This window comes from Mesorhizobium sp. WSM4989 (genome assembly GCF_029625795.1).
In the GTDB taxonomy this organism is placed as follows: domain Bacteria; phylum Pseudomonadota; class Alphaproteobacteria; order Rhizobiales; family Rhizobiaceae; genus Mesorhizobium.
The window spans coordinates 177,258-192,994 of sequence record NZ_JARTVN010000004.1; the positions used below are offsets into that span (position 1 = coordinate 177,258).

12 protein-coding genes are annotated in these 15,737 nt (G+C 60.9%); 8 read left to right on the forward strand and 4 right to left on the reverse strand.

The window, feature by feature from the left end; translation table 11 throughout:
* Positions 1 to 91: 91 nt before the first annotated feature.
* The 6 genes from P9217_RS27935 (at position 92) to P9217_RS27960 (ending at position 4,005) form a co-directional block, all read left to right on the forward strand.
* Positions 92 to 1,033: a DUF2493 domain-containing protein gene (locus tag P9217_RS27935; RefSeq protein WP_278055706.1), complete on the forward strand. Its 942-nt coding sequence runs from the start codon at positions 92 to 94 to the stop codon at positions 1,031 to 1,033.
* A 63-nt stretch (positions 1,034 to 1,096) separates the two neighbouring features.
* Positions 1,097 to 1,357, forward strand: a complete 261-nt coding sequence (locus P9217_RS27940; protein ID WP_278055708.1) for a type II toxin-antitoxin system prevent-host-death family antitoxin — start codon at positions 1,097 to 1,099, stop codon at positions 1,355 to 1,357.
* The gene (locus tag P9217_RS27945) at positions 1,344 to 1,766 is read left to right on the forward strand and encodes a hypothetical protein (RefSeq protein WP_278055855.1); all 423 of its coding nucleotides are present in this window, start codon (positions 1,344 to 1,346) and stop codon (positions 1,764 to 1,766) included. Before P9217_RS27940 ends, P9217_RS27945 begins: the two co-directional genes overlap by 14 nt.
* 273 nt (positions 1,767 to 2,039) lie before the next feature.
* Complete coding sequence (locus P9217_RS27950) at positions 2,040 to 2,573, forward strand: hypothetical protein (protein ID WP_278055710.1); 534 nt, start codon at positions 2,040 to 2,042, stop codon at positions 2,571 to 2,573.
* 713 nt (positions 2,574 to 3,286) lie between these two features.
* Positions 3,287 to 3,610, forward strand: a complete 324-nt coding sequence (locus P9217_RS27955; protein WP_006205585.1) for a DUF736 family protein — start codon at positions 3,287 to 3,289, stop codon at positions 3,608 to 3,610.
* Between the two features lie 56 nt (positions 3,611 to 3,666).
* Entirely contained in the window at positions 3,667 to 4,005 is a 339-nt protein-coding gene (locus P9217_RS27960; protein ID WP_278055711.1) for a hypothetical protein, read from the forward strand.
* 117 nt (positions 4,006 to 4,122) lie between these two features.
* Here P9217_RS27960 and P9217_RS27965 read toward each other — a convergent pair whose 3' ends face one another.
* Together P9217_RS27965 and P9217_RS27970 are read right to left on the reverse strand one after the other, a co-directional pair.
* On the reverse strand, positions 4,123 to 4,530 hold the full coding sequence (locus tag P9217_RS27965) for a hypothetical protein (RefSeq protein ID WP_278055712.1): 408 nt from the start codon (positions 4,528 to 4,530) through the stop codon (positions 4,123 to 4,125).
* The gene (locus tag P9217_RS27970; RefSeq protein ID WP_278055713.1) at positions 4,527 to 5,207 is read right to left on the reverse strand and encodes a ParA family protein; all 681 of its coding nucleotides are present in this window, start codon (positions 5,205 to 5,207) and stop codon (positions 4,527 to 4,529) included. The genes P9217_RS27965 and P9217_RS27970 overlap by 4 nt, the downstream gene beginning before the upstream one ends.
* Before the next feature lie 497 nt (positions 5,208 to 5,704).
* On the opposite strand from P9217_RS27970, the gene P9217_RS27975 reads away from it, so the two are divergent.
* Positions 5,705 to 6,112 (forward strand): hypothetical protein, encoded by a 408-nt coding sequence (locus P9217_RS27975; protein ID WP_278055714.1) that lies wholly within the window; start codon positions 5,705 to 5,707, stop codon positions 6,110 to 6,112.
* Positions 6,109 to 8,346: a relaxase/mobilization nuclease domain-containing protein gene (locus tag P9217_RS27980; protein ID WP_278055715.1), complete on the forward strand. Its 2,238-nt coding sequence runs from the start codon at positions 6,109 to 6,111 to the stop codon at positions 8,344 to 8,346. The genes P9217_RS27975 and P9217_RS27980 overlap by 4 nt, the downstream gene beginning before the upstream one ends.
* Positions 8,347 to 8,507: 161 nt before the next feature.
* On the opposite strand, the gene P9217_RS27985 is transcribed toward P9217_RS27980, so the two are convergent.
* Positions 8,508 to 13,220, reverse strand: a complete 4,713-nt coding sequence (locus P9217_RS27985) for a hypothetical protein (RefSeq protein ID WP_278055716.1) — start codon at positions 13,218 to 13,220, stop codon at positions 8,508 to 8,510.
* 365 nt (positions 13,221 to 13,585) lie between these two features.
* A complete protein-coding gene (locus P9217_RS27990) occupies positions 13,586 to 15,736 on the reverse strand; it encodes a type IV secretory system conjugative DNA transfer family protein (RefSeq protein WP_278055718.1) in 2,151 nt (716 codons plus the stop codon).
* Between the last annotated feature and the right edge of the window lies 1 nt (position 15,737).

The following is a 15,737-nucleotide window of genomic DNA, read 5'->3' on the forward strand; positions in this document are numbered from 1 at the left end:
GCTGCGGCCTGGGGGGCGGCCGCGCCCGGGGCGCGGCCGGGATGCGCTGTCAGGCCGCGATGGGCGCGGCCACAGCCGACGGAGACACGCCATGACCTACGAACTTCCTTTCGACGCCGCCTACGAGCCCTACCACGCCTCCTCGCCGACCGACCGCGTCATCCTCGAACTGCAGATGTACGGCCACCGTCCGCATCAGGACGAGCCCGATCCTCGCCCGCTGCCGGACGGCGAGGTGATCCGGGGTGGCCTCGCCGGGATCGTCGAGATCTTCGCCGGCATGCTCGGCGACACCAGGCTCGAACCCGACCTCGACGATCTGCTCTGGTCCTTCGCAAATGTCTTCCACCGCGCGGCTGAGCGCGTCGCCCGCAGCCTCGACCGCAACGAGGAGGCGCAGCGCACCAGCCAGCAGGAGCAGGACGGCTCGGAAGTGAAGTCCGTCGAACTCGAACGGCTCACCGCCGAGGGCATCACCTACATCGAGCGCCGCAACGTGCTCGAAATCATGCGCGACGAGGCAGCCGACCTTTACGAGGCGCAAACCGGATCGGCATGGCGGCCGCGCACGGGTTCCAAGGTATCCCACCAGGCGATGACGGCGGCGGTGATCGACTCTAGAGACTTCCTCGCCGCGCGGCGCCACGCCGAAACCGAGGTACTGGTCCCTGCCGGCACCAAGATCGCCTTCGCCGGCGGCCTCGACTGCAACGAACAGGACCGGATCTGGGACGCGCTCGACAAGGCCCGTGAGAAGCATCCCGACATGGTGCTGCTCCATGGCGGCAGCCCGCGCGGCGCCGAGCGCATCGCCGCCTGCTGGGCCGAGAACCGCAAGGTCACGCAGATCGCCTTCAAACCGGACTGGAACCGACACGCCAAGGCGGCCCCGTTCCGCCGCAACGATCTGCTGCTGTCGGTGGTGCCCTACGGCCTGATCGTTTTTCCCGGCTCCGGCATCACCGAGAACCTTGCAGACAAGGCGCGTCGGCTCGGCATCCCGGTCTGGCGGTTCGCGGAGGGCGGCGCGTGAGCGCCGTTTTCTTGCAAATCCAGAAAATCTGGATATTATGGAGACCGATCAAGGAGTCCAGCCATGCGTCAGTTCACGACGGGGGATCTCAACAAGCAGGTTGGCGACGTCACCGACGTTGCCAGCCGCGAACCGGTTATTCTCACCAAGCACCGAAAGCCCCGGTTCGTTTTGATGAGTTACGAGCACTACGAACGGATGCGTGCCGGCGCCGACCCCCGCCGCGCATACCGCGTCTCCGAGATGCCGGATGAACACGCGGGACTCTTCGCCGCCGAGATCGACCGACTGGCGCGCGGGGAGGGATACGATGACGAGCGGTAGATTCCTGCCCGGTCAAGTAATCTCCTACCCGTATCTTTGGGCATGGCAACAAGAGCGCGGCGAAACGGAAGGCCGCAAGAGCCGGCCGACCTGCGTGGTCATCGCTGTCCGCGGCGCTAGCGACGGTCTGACCCATCTGGCGCTCCTGGCGATAACCACCCAACCACCGCCCGCCGATCGGGTCGCATTGGAGGTCTCCGCCATCGAATGTCGCCGCGCCGGTTTGACCGATCTCAAACGCTGCTGGATCGTGGTTGACGAATATAACTACGATATTGCCGAACGCTCCTGGTACATCGGACCCGACGGGAATACGCTCGGTCGGTTCAGCAAGGCATTCATGATGAAGATCGCGGCCGCCTTCATTGAAGCGCGCAGCGAGGGGCGCCGCGTCAGCCGTCTGGACTAACGTTCTCTTTTCGCGGCCATGTGCCCGATCTAGGACGTGAGCTCTGGCTGGCCGACAAAGGCCACTAGCACTCGCTCCAGGCGCGTAGCGCCTCTGGCAGCTGCAGCGTCCGGGCGCGCCGGCCTGCGGCCGGCCGGGCTCTCGTCGCGGCGTCCCGCCGCTTCCCGAGCCGGCTTTGCCGTCTCGGCCTTCGGTGACGATCCCTCGCGCAAGGCCAGGGGGAGAGGGCGGCCGGCGCGGAGCGGGGGCCGCGGGAGAGAAGGGAAAGTCACGATGTCGATGATATTCATAGGTGGATCACGCGAGATATTCGAGCTGCCGGAACCTGCCATCGCTCGCATCGGCGCAATCGTTGCTGCCGAACACGGCGTGCTGGTTGGCGACGCGTCGGGAGCCGATGCCGAGGCGCAGGGCCTGCTTGCGGGCTACAAGTACGAGCATGTCGGGGTCTTCCATGCCGGCAAGGAACCCCGCAACAATCTGGGCGACTGGTCCGCCTACCATGTTCCTTCTCCTGAAGGAGTTCACGAGCACTTGTTCCACGCCGCCAAGGACCGGGAGATGGCGCGGCGCGCCGACTTTGGCATGATGGTCTGGGACGGCGCATCACCCGGCACGGCCGTCAACATGCTTCGGCTCGCCATCGCGAACAAGCCGTGCGTCATTTACGATCTGGCCAGAGGGAGCATGGCGATCACGTACAATGTGGAAGACTGGTGCGCGATGCTCCGCCATGCTGGTCCGGATATTCGCCGCCAAGCCGAAGCCCGCATGACGCCGGAGGAGCGTCTAGCGTTGCCAGGATGATGGATGCGGTTCCTGCCGACAGCCTGGCGGGTTCAATCCGATACGTTGATCCGGCCCCGCGCGGCCCACTCCACTTTATGAACGGCCGGAGCCGGCCCCTTTCGAAACCGGTCCACGCGCAGAGCCGCGGGGCGTTGCGCGGATGATCATCTTGATCCGTCTCGCCTCTGAAGCGGGTGCAAGCGTGCCGAACAACATCCTGGCTTGCCGGGTCATCCAACCTGACTGCGCGGTATCGTCCCCCGAGGGGCGTAAAGGCCGCTGCCAGCCGGCCCCGATCTCGAAACCGCTATGCCGCCATACCGAACACGCAAGGCGGTCACGCGCTGGGCTAACTGTTCGATGTGTTGGCAATGCCGACGATATGACCCGAGAGGCTGCAGCATGTTCCTGCGATCCGGCAGCATTGCGTCGGCGGTCTAGCAATGGCGGCCTGAGTTCTTTTCCTTCGGTCGCATCCGGGGCCATTCCCGTTTCATGTCGCCTTTGTAGACGACCGCCTGCTTTGTGCGGTCAACCCCCGTTGGGGGTACACTCGGCGAATATTCAGGAAAATTCGATTTCTGTTTTTAACCGCGGGCAGGCGAAGGGCCTGCTCGCTATTTTTCGGCAAATAGAATTTTCCAGAATTTTCGCCGAGATGACCGCAGCAGGACGGCCCTCTCCTTTGGCGCCATCGGGAATGGTCCCGATGCAACCGAAGGAGAACTACCATGGCCACCACGATCGCAAACCTCACCACCAAGGCCGACGGCTCGATGGAAGGCGTCTTCGCCACGCTCCGGGTCAACGCCCCGATCACCCTGATCCCGAACACCAACAAGTCGCGCGAGGACGCGCCCGACTACCGGATCGTCAACAAGCGCACGGGCTTCGAGATCGGAGCCGGCTGGCACCGCATCTCCCAGCGTTCGGGCGAGGAATACCTCTCGGTCAAGCTGGAAGCCCCCGAGATCGGCGTCATCTTCGGCAATCTCGCTCCCGCCCCGGGTGGCGAGGAAAACAAGAAGGTCATCCTCTGGAACAACCCCCAGTGAGCATCGGTGGCCGGCCTCGCAAGGGGCCGGCTCCCCACCGGCAAAAGGAGGTTGCAATGAGCCGCTACACCATCACTGTCACTGGCACCGTCACCGGACAGAGCCGCTCGGATCCAGACGCTGTCATCGGCTACGATCCACCGCTTCGGACCTACTTCCTGCAAGCATTCCTGCACGAAGAAACCGACGAGCCCGGTCTTTGGTTCGGCACCCACGATCGCGCCTTCGATACGCTTGAGGATCTTCGCCGCGCAGCCATCTCACACGGCTACGACTTCACGCCGTCGCCCAAACTGGCCGCAAAGCTGGTCGACGACAAAGCGGTAGCCAGCCGGCGTCCGGCGCGGGACACAATTCTCGGCCAGGTGCTGAAACACCTCAATCAACCCAAGTAGGCAAAACGTCTCAGAGCCCGCGACGGAGTGTTCCGTCGCGGGCCCTTTTTTTGTGGGTCGCAAAAGAGCCACGAACATCACCGGCTACAGCAAGAGACAGCGACTCCAAACCGCCGATTATTCCTTCGGCAGTTTGTGCTTATGAATGCGGATATAGTCCTGCACGGCCTTGCGCAGCAGTTCGGTCATGCTGTGCCCATTGCTGATCGCCAGCAGCTTGAACTGCCGCTGCTCCACGGCCGTCAAATAGTAGCCGCAGCGGATCATCTCCTCCTCGCGAATCTTCTTTCCGGCGATGGGATCCTTTTTCTGGCCCTGCCGCAGCAGCTTGCGGAAATCGGGCCCGACTGCCGGGGACGGCTTTGTCGTTTTCTGGATCTGTGGCGCAGCCTGCTCCCTGGTCCCTGATGTCTCGGCCTTCGGCGGGATGAACATGCTCGGCAGCGCGGGCGGTTGCGTGGAGATCGCCTTCATCATACGGGCTTTCTTGTCGTCACCGGGTTTCGGCGTGGTTTCTTCACTCATGCCGCGTTCCTTGTGGCTTCGATGAAGGTTTGCAGAAGGTCGTCGAAGACCCCTTCGCTCTCGGCAATCGCCTTCGCGTCAGGCACCTCGGGGCTGTAAAGGGTCTGCCCGGTCTGAAGGTCGCGGTAGGCAACGCGATTGTGCAGGACGTGTTCTGCAATGGGCGTGCCGTTGGCCTGGATGATGGCGCGCAGTTCGGTCAGGGCTCGCGCCCTGCCATCGATGATTGTCTGCTTCGTCAGCACGAATATCGCTGGCAGCGGTCTACCCCGGCTCTCGACCGCCAGCGGGATGTAGTGGTCGGTGATCTGGATGGCGGCGGTCACATCGTCGAGGGCAAAATAGACCGGCACGACGACAATGTCGGCAGCGAAGAGCCCGGCCATGAGGTTGTCATTTGTCGTGCCTTCCGTATCGATCAAGACGACAGAGCGTTCCCCGTTGTGGATGGCTGCTGCGTCGAGGATTTCCTGCGGCGTCATCGCGCTCACCATCTGCAGCTTGTCAGGACGATTGCCAGCTTCGCCCAGCATCTGGAACCAGCGGTTCATGTTCTGCCGCCGGTCGCCGTCGATAAGAGTGACCGAATACCCCCGATGCAGCGCGACGGATGCAAGGGTGCGCAGCATCGTCGATTTGCCAGTGCCGCCCTTTGGGATCGCAGCGGAGATGATCATAGGAGGCTTCCTTCCGGCGTTGTCTCCTTGTTCCCATGTTAACATGGGAACAAGTCATCATGGACATATGGACCAATGTCACGGTCGAAACATGGTGACATTGTCGACGGGGAATACTGGTTTGGCAACCCACGCGCGCATCGATAAGGGCTCGCCTAAAGGTGCAGTTTCTGCGCAGCTGCTGTTTTCAGCGAAGAAGGCGTCCAGCCGGGCTAATCCGACTGCGGATTTTCGACTACGCTTTCGGGCTGCGCATCAGGGCACTTGTTTCCTTGTTAACATGGAAACAAGTCTTCAACGCATCATAGGCACATCGCATCAATACACGATGGGAACATTTCGTCGCCCGCGCCTCTCACCAACTGCGCTGGTGAGAAAACGCGCCCCGTAATTTCATGCCTCTTGCGTTCTCTTGGCAGGATAGCCTATTTTGTGACACACACAAAATAGGCGGCGCGGCCCTGGCGGACCTTAGCGCCCGCAAGCGGGCTTGAGAGATGGATGCAGACGTCCAGAAAGCGGCGGTCAAGAGCGCGTCACGACGCTACGGCGAGGTGACGCACATCCGGTTTTCGGCTGCCGAGCTGGCCCGCCTCAAAGCCATTGCGGGGCGGGAGGGCGTCACCGTCAGTGAGGTCGTCCGGCGTCTGGTGCGGGCAGAGGTCGGGCATCTGCCTATCGCGTCAGAGGCGTTGCGGCCGGCGATCGTGGACATGACCGATCAGCTGCGGCGTGTCGGCCTCAATTTCAATCAGGCCGTGCGCGCCATGAACGACGGCCGTGTCGCCCATGATGAGGATCTTGAGCAGGCGCTGATCGCGGTGGGCGAGCTCGTGAGGCAGTTTCGCGAGGAACTGAAAACGATGACCGTCGAGTCTCGCAAGGCGAGGGAGGCCAGGCCATGAGCGGTCGTCTTGCTGGCTACGCGGCCGAAATCGAACGCTATCTTCTAGGCGAGTCCGCCGTGAAGCGCGAGGACCTGGACGACGACAAGCCCGGGACGAGCGCCCGACGCGAGGCTGGTGAATTCCAGGCGATGAAGAGTCGTGAGCGGGCCGGTGGCGCTGGCCGCCTCGGGCAAGGACAAGCCGGCTCGACGGTAGGTGGGCGCAGGAGCGCCCCTCGTTCTTCGCCGGGATTAACAGGAGTGGCGGGGAGCTCCGTCTCCAGCGCTGCACCGAAGTCCACTGCTGCTGCGAGCTCGCCCAAGGCCGCTAGCGCGCCGATCATGATCTATGGCGCCACGCTCGCCGGTTTCCGGCCGGAAGAGGAGGAGGAAGACTGGAAGCGGCGCGGCGGCGGCGGCGGCCGTGGCGCTGGCCGCTCTGGCGGTACAGGACGAGCGGCGCGGGCGGGCTATCAGGCGCTCGCCGTGGCGGCACGGGCAGGCTATGCGGCGGGCGCGCAGCCCGCTGTGTTTAAGGTCATGCCCAATCCTCCGTCTACCAAGGAAGCCGCCGCGCGGCTGCTCAATTACATCGGGAAGCGCGAGGACGAAAAAGGCGAGAAACACGACATTGAGATTTTCGATGAGGATGGGCAGGTTCTCGCGACAGGTGCCGCACGAAAGGCGTTCCTGGAAACGTTTTGCGAGACGTTCGAACCGCCGCTGGAAAATACCAATTTTCTGGAGGTTCGTTTCGAGCTCGCCAGCGAGGTTGCCGATGGCGCCCTGAGCGAGGCGCTGAACAAGGCCTTCGGTGCAAAACCGTTCATCTATGCGCATGATGGACAGACGGTGCAGGTTTATGCACACACCGATGAGCGGGCAGGACCTATTGCGAGGGTGCTTGCCGGTGGTCGGGATAATTCGCGCAGCAAGGCCCTCGACAAGATCGAGGCGCGTTTGTCTGAAGCCATGGGCGCGGCGGGGGTGGCAGCCAAGGCAGCGGTGACGGCGGCGGTCAGCCGTGAAGCCAAGGCGAAATATTTCCTGCAGAAGTTTATCCGTACCCACAGCCATGTCCGCTATGCAAATGGCGAACCCGTGCCTGGGGTGAAGAATTCCACGACGGCGGCGGCTTCGGTCTATGAACAATGGCGCCCGCAGTTTTCGGGGCGCGAGCGCCGCAATGCCTATCACCTGCTTTTCTCGGCAAGAGCCGGTACCGATGCCAACGCCGTCATGGCCGCGGCGCGCGCCGTACTCGAGGAGCGCGCGCCAGGATACAAGTTCGTCCTGGCGCATCACAAGGACACCAAGCACGTCCATATCCACGCGATGGTGCAGGCACGATCAGCCGACGGCGAACGCCTGAAATTCTACAAGCCGGATCTCGCATCCTGGCGCGAGACCTTTGCGGAAAAAGCGCGCGAGAACGGCATTGCGATGGTGGCGACGCGGCGGATGGATCATGCGATGACGCGGCCGTTCACGAAGGAGCATGCTGGAGCCTATAGCCGCGCACAGAGCGATCCGCGTTACCAGGTGAGCGCCAGGACGATCGAGCGAGTGGAGGCCAAGCGGCAACGCCGTTTGGACGGGCAATCCCTTGTCGTAAACGGCGATGCAATCGTTGCCGCATGGCAAAAGACTGTGACGACGATGCGGACCGCGGGGATAGTCGGTCAGGCTCTCATGGCAGCGGAGTCGATCGGCAGCAGTTTTCTGCGATTGCGTCGCGATCGAACAGTGGAGGGGCAGACAGGTCCTATGGGTCGCGGAGCTGATCAATCGGGGCAGAAGTCTTTCCTGTCCCATCCCGGTATGAGAGAATTGAATGCACTGATAGGAGATTTGAACATGGCGCAAACCCCCTTGGAAATGCGGCGTCAGATGGCCCGTGTCAATCAGGCTCTGGACAACATGCGCCAGACGCTGCCGCCGGCGCATCAGCAACAGTTCGAACAGTATCGTGAAGAGGTGAACGACAAGATGCACGACCGTCTCGCGCGGCTGCAATTCGAGCGGCAGCAGCAGCGTCGTGGTGGTGCCGGCGAGCCGATCCCCGAGCGTGAGGCGCGAGGGCGCGACCTTCCAACGCGGGCCGATCCCCGCGAGCCGGAGGAGCCGCGCACAGGCACCGACCAGGAGAAGGTGAGAGCCAAGCGAAAAGACGCCAACAAACAGAAGGCGCGGCAGCCGGAAGACCAGGACCGTAAGACCCAGCGCTCGAATGATAACGATTACGAGCGTTGAGTAAGGGCCGACCCAGCGTCCTCCCGCGGAGGTAGGTCTGCGACGCATTCGCCATACAATGATCAGGAATGACAGCAATGCGCCGCATGTCGGGCGTTGAGGCGCGCTCTCTCGATGCATGTAAACGAACATCGTTAAAGATCGAACGGAACTTCCCGCGCCTACCGTTCGTGCGGCTTAGTAATTTCATCCATGCCATGTAGCTCAAGCATCAGCATCTGATCGATCACGTCGAGCAAACGCCTGCGCAATGCAGGGTCGTTTTCCGAAGCTGCGTATTCCGCTTTGATTAGGTCTTTTAGCTGGTGGATATCCATATCTCTTCGCTTCGCCTCTTCGCCGCCAGCCTTTAGGTCGACTATGACTCTCTCCGCAGCGGCAACTACCAAGCCAGCGACATTGCATTGTGCATCTTCCAGCGCGTGCAAGAAGGCAAATGAGTCGTTCTCGAATGCGTTGCTCGTTACATATGCTTGAGCAAGTCCCATAAACGTCGCGAACCTCCCGGGAGGGATGGAGCGAAACACCTCGGACGCCTCGTTCCGCACCTTCGGATCGTCATCATCGAAGTAGCGCAGAAGGTTTCCGACAGCCCGATCCCGATAGGTGGCTTCCACTACAGAGTGAGAGGCAATGTCGGACGCTAGCCGCCTCGCATCCAGCGATGACTGTTCGAGCGAATCCGCCAGAGCGACGTAGCTGGCATCATTGTAGCTGGCGCGTGCAATGTGCCATGTCGCAACCAGCCGCATGTCCGCATTTCCAAATGTGAGCAACGTGGAAAGCAGCCGCCTGCCGATCGCGGGAACTTGATGGACGATGTAAGGTAGCAGATTGGTTGCCGGGTGCGTCATCAAGGGAGACAGCCACACGGGGTCGGGCGACGAGCGTCTGGCAACAGCGTTGGTTGCGACCTGAGTGGCGGCGGCAAGCATCCTAGCGGCAGCGGGTGGCAACCATGATGGCGGGAATTGCAGCTTCGCTATGGCGCTCGCGGCGAAGCTGGGCCGCTGTGCATCAGGCGTAACCAGCTTTTCCAGAAGGGCCGCACATCGGCTCTTATCCTCGTTGAACATCGGGGTGAGCGGGCGCGGCATGCAACAACGCACGCTGATCTGCGCTTCGTTGGCAATGCGGTCTTCAAGCAGCGACCATGCATCCCGACGCCGCTCCGGAACATTCCAAAGAACCGCTGACAGCGCCTCCAAGGCCCAACCGCGAGCCCCGTTGAGGCCGCGCATATGCAACTTGCCGCCTCGGTTAAGAAGATCTTCGATCGACACCATTTCCCGGTCGGCATGGTTGGTATCGACATCGACATTGTCCGCGGCCTCCCCATGGAGGATGTACCAGACCAAGACTTCCCAGCATGATTGCGATCTGCCCAGTTCGGGATGGCGCTCGAACAGCCGGGCGATACCGTCACCATAAGGCTTGCCTTCGCGAGCATGAGCATCGAGCACCGCCGCTTGCAACGGCTCCAATGCAACGGATTCCGCTTCGGCTAGTCCCCAAAGAAGCTGTTGCACATAAGCAGGATTCGCGTCGGCGGGGATGCGCAGTTGCAGGCGGGCGAATCGTTCCGGGTTTTCTTTCGCGAGTTGCTGCAACACGTATGCGAGCTGCCGCGCGCCGCCGGTGGCCGAGCCGTTTCCGTAGTGCCGCTCTTCGTCACTGTGATGGCCACGCATAGCCGACAGCCATTGCTCATCGGTCATATAGACGGCATTGTCTTTGGCAATCGGCGACTCAATCGCGTAGGCCTCGACATGCGAAGGCTCTACAACCTTCTCGCCACGGAATTTTCGCCGCAGTTCATCCAACCGAACCGCCGCTATGGGGCTAAGCAAATCCCGCCCGACGGTTTCGAGTATACAGAACTGCTTGTAGCCTGACCATCTCAACTGACCGACGATATTCTTGGGCTGTGTCCATATCGTCTCCCGCTCTCCGGCTTTGTGCTCCTGTGCGGCTTTGACGGCGAAATCCAACTCCGGCTGGTATGCGAGGATCGTCTGTTCTACTGCGGTGCGTTCCGGATCCGCTAAATAGGGAAGCGCCGCCTTCGCCGCGTCGGCAAATGAGCGCCAATCCGCGCCCGTCCATCCCGCCTCGAAAACTATAGGAAACGCGAGCAAAGGCAGCAGCTCGTTCGCCAGGACCCGCGGATTCGCGGCGATGGTCTCAAGATACAGATGGGCCGCAGCCTCGTGGCTTTGCGGATCGATACGGCGGAGTATCAGTCGGGCCTGCTCGGGATTGTCACCGGCCACCTTTTGCAGGGCGGCACGCACCAACTGCAAATACTGGTCGCTTCCGAAATTGTGGCCGGAGTAGGCGCGATGGCGAAAACTGGAATCGTATTCGCCCGCGCCCACCTTTAGGGCAATCCGCTGAAATGTTTTCGCTAGCGCGTCTATCGACCCATCGAGCAGCGCCAGAGGCGACTTCTTTGCCAATTCGCCGAGTGAGTGCAGGTCGATATCCTGTATTTCGTCCCGGTCGAACGGTGCGCCATCTGGGTGTTCGTCAAACCATGCGTCGAAGTAGGCCTTTAGTATCGCTGCTGCGCCGTCGCTGCTTCTTCCGGCGGTCCACGTGGCGATCAGAAGCTCGCGACGAAAATTTCCCTTCCGCTCGAACAAACCGGGCGGACGGGAATGAACGACGCGCGTACATAGATCGATCAGCGCCTGATCCGATCCCTGACGGCGCACATAGCCGAACCAGTCCAGAAGTTGAGCACCTTTGTTTCGATCACCGTTCCACCATGCGTCCAGCAACTGCGCGATAGGCTGTGGCCGAGCACCGGCTATATTTGAGAGCCACCAGAGAATGGCCTTTTTGCGGGTTTCAACTGTGCTGCTGAGCTGCGCAGCCAGCCAGCCATTTTGATTGAGCACGTCGAACCAACCTGCCGTTCCCTGAATGGCGGTGCGGACCAGCAAAGGAATCGGTTGGGATGATACGTCGAGTTTAAGTATGAGGTCGCGTTCCTGCTCGGTGGGCGAAGCAAGAGCTGCCAGCCATTGGGCGACGGCGATCTTGATATGGAAGCGCACATCGCCCGAGGCAATGACTTGAGCGAGTTCGCGGACGTAGCGCACATAATCGCTTTGGCGCATGTGTTCGAGAATCTGGCGCACCTGTGTTCTCCGGAACAAATGCTGTTCGGTCGAGGCCAGCAGATCCAGCAGGCTTTGCTGCCGCGCAGAAAATGCACGCGCGAAGACATAGTCGAAGAAGCTTTCATGGAAAAAATTCAATGTGCCGCGCGAGCGGATCACGAGATGTTCTGACGTCAGAATCTCGACTGCTCGGGAGAATCCGTCGAGTACGGTGTGAGGAGCATCTAACCGTTGCCGTGCGCTCATCCAATCGGCGAGTGTCGTGAGCGGGGCCATCAGTGCCCAACTGACTTGATCGCGGTTCTGAGTGATCAATCGCTCCTTCCGCTGCAGGAGTTTCGCGAAAAGGTCGTTGCGATTGCCGAACTGGGTATCGCCATCGATTGCTATTTCGGCGAAGACCGCCAAGTTAAGAGGAAGCCTCAAGAGCTCCTTCTGGCTGGCATCGAGGGTATCCGGACCTACGCCAAGGCTGGCGACCACCGGCGCAACGTCAGTGCTCCAGTCGAGGAGCGGTACATCGACCTGCGCCACATCGTTGGACTGCTTTAGCTGTTTGATCCGCTCGTCGCTCTCAATGTCGAAAGAGCGGCACACCAGGACGATCCGCACCGACGCGTAGCGCCGGGCCTCTTCGACCATCCCCAAGACGGCGTTTTTTGCCGCGCCGTTTCGACCTGATACCTCGCTGACGGCGTCGATCTGGTCGATGAGCAGAACCGTCCGATCGTCGGGAGACAGACCTTTTAGCACCGTAACCGGACTATCTTCACGATCGAGAAGTGTGCGGCCGAAATCCCGCGGTGATCGGCAGTCGAGATTCTGATCGATGCGAAGGGCCAGATGAAGAATGCCGGCATCGGTCAGCTTTTCGAGAATGTCACGTGCAACACCGGATTTGCCGGATCCCGCGACGCCGCTCAGCAAGATTACACTTGGGCCAGCCTGGCTACCCAGCAGGGACATGACCTCGTCTCCATAGGTCCGGGCGACGACATGCCCGTGCGCGCCAAACGGCGCATAGCTGTCCAAATAGGCCTTGGTCTCGTCAGCCAGCGTTTGGCGCAAGGTCGGATCGAGCGACCATTCCTTGATCCGCAACTTGGCGACAGCGGCCATGTCCGCGCGAATGGTCTCCGTCGTCAGAACTCTATTAAGCCTCGCTTCGAGGTATCCTCTGAGAGCCGGATACACCTCTGTCGGCGCGCAATCGAACAAGAGGGCACCGAACGTTTCGATGGAAGAGGTAATCTCGGCCTCTGGCACAACCCGGAAATCACAGCGGCGAAGCCAACCGAAAGCCACATCGGGTGTGACCCCGACAGTCGTGTGAAAGCTCTTGAAATTGTCTTGCGATCCTTTCGGCAACGCGCCGTCGAACTCGACGAAATCGCTGGCGTAGGAGGCTTTGCTGGCAAGGTCGAGTAGCTCCGCTGGCGGGCTTTGCGAAACGAAAACGCAGCGGTCACGATCATTTGCTCCGAGCCTGTCCGCAAAGGCAGAAAGCACGCCCTCCCGCTCAAGCGCGCGGATGGTCCAATTCTGACCTGGGGCGTTGATCTTGGTCTGGTGCCAGGCGATATGGGGCCCATAGTCGACGGCGAACTCGAAGCCTTTGAATGCGTCGCTGATGCCTTCGAGACGGATGGAACGCGCCTTGGCATTGAGAACGTCAAGTAATTGACGAACAGCCCATCGCGCTTCGTAGGCATTGCCAAATTTATCTGCGATCCCGCCCCCGAACACCTAACCCCCCACAAGCTATGCCATCACGGAATCGGCTGTATTCCTGAATAGGGCATGCGGCCTCGTTCCTGTCGTGTTCTATTTCTGGAATTCTTGAACTGCAATGTTGAAGAGGCAGCCTGCCTGATCAAGCAGACCAAAACGACAACTTACCGCCCATCGCTTTCCAAAACCGGACCGTCCGGACACGGCCCCAAAGCCGCCAGGCGGAAACGCACTTGAGATGAACTCTGTCGCTTCCTAGAACTTCTGGCGAACTATGCTTGGTGCCCGGCGCGAAGCGCGTGGCAATGTGCGCCGTCGCCATGGCTTGTGCGACAAGGTCACGATAGACAGCGACCTCTCCGCCGCATCGGAATCCTGGCCTACCCATCGACTACATCAGGCAAAGTATCTTCCACGACGCCCAGATTTCGATCGAAAGTCTCGGTATCGGATGCGTTGGCGCGCAGGGACCGCACCTTGTTCAGGATCGCCGCAACCGCTGCTTCCTTGTCGGGCGCGATGCGTGTCGTCACCGCTTTGGCCGCCAAAGCGGAAAAATCTATGGCGGCATTAGCCGGTGCGGCTGCAGCGTCGGTTGCTTTCAGCCGCCCTTTTACGATTGCGCGTCGGCCCTGTGGCGGAGCCATACGGCCGGCCTTGGCGGCGAATGTCGCGCCGTGCCGAAGGCGCATTTGCAAGAGGCCCGATCGGTACGCTGGTGCTGTCGGCACAATCGGCGGGAGCGCAGGAGGTGGAACCGCCGCAGTGGAATTCAACGCAGGGCTTTTCGTGCGCGAAACGTCGCTAGAGGCGGGCAGGGGCATGAACGCGCGTCTGGCGAGCTGGCCGTCGGCGAAATAGAAATTTCGCGTGCCAAGGATCGGTAACTCGCCACGTGGCAATATGATGACCTTGTGCTTGTCGAGCGTGCGGATTTCATCCGGCCGCATCAGGGGCCGCCGCACCTCCTTGCGGTGCTCCGAGCGCGTGTAATAAGTGTCGAACAACGTTGCCTTGGTGCGTGTCACGTCCTTTTGCACGTCTGACGTTTCGCCGAGCTGCTCGGAAACGTATCGCAGATCGTCCGCATCCTGCGCACCGAAAAAGATCTGCACGCGAGCGGCGTTGATGAGGGTCTTGCGCCCTTCCTGGCGATAGATCTCGTCTACAGCCTTCAGCGACTGCACAAAAAACCACATCGAAACGCCGTTGCCGCCGAGCACGCTCGCCATTTCGGTTACATTCTCGAGCTTGCCGAGGTTCTGGAACTCGTCGAGCAGCACGAGCACCGGATGCTCGTCCGGACGGGGCAGGGTTTCCGACATGAAGTTCATCAGCTGCGTGATCAGGACATTGAACAGCGGTCCAAGCGACGTGATCTGCTCACGGCGCACGTCGAGATAAAGAGAAATTCGATCACGCTTGAGCCTGCGAATATCGAACGTGCTGCGGGACGTAGCTCGCATCAAGCGCTCGTTGAGAAAAGGGGCCATGCCGGTGCGTACGCCGGCGTAAATTCCGGAAAACTGCCGCTCGGACATCTCGAAATACGGCAGCAGGGTTTGCAGCGTAAAATGCGAGCATTCGCGGCGGCGTTCCTCGCGCAGCGAGCCGATGAATTCCAGGAGCGGCTGCTCGGCACCGTTCATGATCTCAAGGATTTTGGCGAAGGTCTTCTTCTCGTTCAGGATTGCAGGCGATTCCATGACGAACGATGCTATGCCGGTAAAAAGCAGGCGGGCGTCGTTCACCCAATATGGATCTGCGTTGGACGGCGGGCGCGGAAATAGCGCCGCAGCGATATTGCGAAGGTCGATGTCGCGCTGGGCGGAATCCAGCGAAATGAAGTCCATCGGATTGTAGCATGCGGTATTGCCGTCTGGATCAGCCGGCGCAAAACGCACCACGCGGCTAATGGTGGAACGGTAGCCGGCGGTCGCCGCATAGGTCTCGCCCCGCAGGTCGAGAACGACGAGCGAATGCGGCCAGGTCAAGGCGTTCGGGATGATAAGGGAGCTCCCTTTGCCGGAGCGCGGCGGCCCTATGACGAAGCCGCCGACATCATCGCCATCAATCCACAATTTCTTGCCGCCGATCAGCCGGCGCTGGGTCAAACGGATCTTGCCGGATCGCTGATCGCGGCCGGGCGACAAGATTTCGGCAAGCCTGCCGCCGGCCCGCCCGACGAAGACGCCGCCAGCTTTCGTCAGGCCGCGTTTTGATACGTCGTTCATAGACATAAAGCGAGAGTCGTTGCGCTTTCTCGGGCGCATGAGAAACAGGCCGACCAGTGGTAAGAAAAACCCTGCTGCTCCCGCGGCAACGGCATATTGGACCCGGCTAAAATTCCTGGCCATCGTATCCGCCCAGGCCTGGCGAACGACCGGCAGGGGATTGGCGTTCAGCTGGTCGAACAGGACGTGGGAGCCAGTCCGGTACCAATCCGTCGCGGCATAGGCGACCGTGAAGACCAGGACGCCCAGGGCCATCGCCATGAGCACCATGAAAATTGCTGTTGCGATTTTCTGCATG

What these genes read in the sequence shown, in the direction of transcription:
- P9217_RS27935 (WP_278055706.1), top strand. Translation starts at nt 92, where the DNA reads ATGACCTACGAACTTCCTTTCGACGCCGCCTACGAGCCCTACCACGCC.
- P9217_RS27940 (WP_278055708.1), top strand. Translation starts at nt 1,097, where the DNA reads ATGCGTCAGTTCACGACGGGGGATCTCAACAAGCAGGTTGGCGACGTC.
- P9217_RS27945 (WP_278055855.1), top strand. Translation starts at nt 1,344, where the DNA reads ATGACGAGCGGTAGATTCCTGCCCGGTCAAGTAATCTCCTACCCGTAT.
- P9217_RS27950 (WP_278055710.1), top strand. Translation starts at nt 2,040, where the DNA reads ATGTCGATGATATTCATAGGTGGATCACGCGAGATATTCGAGCTGCCG.
- P9217_RS27955 (WP_006205585.1), top strand. Translation starts at nt 3,287, where the DNA reads ATGGCCACCACGATCGCAAACCTCACCACCAAGGCCGACGGCTCGATG.
- P9217_RS27960 (WP_278055711.1), top strand. Translation starts at nt 3,667, where the DNA reads ATGAGCCGCTACACCATCACTGTCACTGGCACCGTCACCGGACAGAGC.
- P9217_RS27965 (WP_278055712.1), bottom strand. Translation starts at nt 4,530, where the DNA reads ATGAGTGAAGAAACCACGCCGAAACCCGGTGACGACAAGAAAGCCCGT.
- P9217_RS27970 (WP_278055713.1), bottom strand. Translation starts at nt 5,207, where the DNA reads ATGATCATCTCCGCTGCGATCCCAAAGGGCGGCACTGGCAAATCGACG.
- P9217_RS27975 (WP_278055714.1), top strand. Translation starts at nt 5,705, where the DNA reads ATGGATGCAGACGTCCAGAAAGCGGCGGTCAAGAGCGCGTCACGACGC.
- P9217_RS27980 (WP_278055715.1), top strand. Translation starts at nt 6,109, where the DNA reads ATGAGCGGTCGTCTTGCTGGCTACGCGGCCGAAATCGAACGCTATCTT.
- P9217_RS27990 (WP_278055718.1), bottom strand. Translation starts at nt 15,736, where the DNA reads ATGCAGAAAATCGCAACAGCAATTTTCATGGTGCTCATGGCGATGGCC.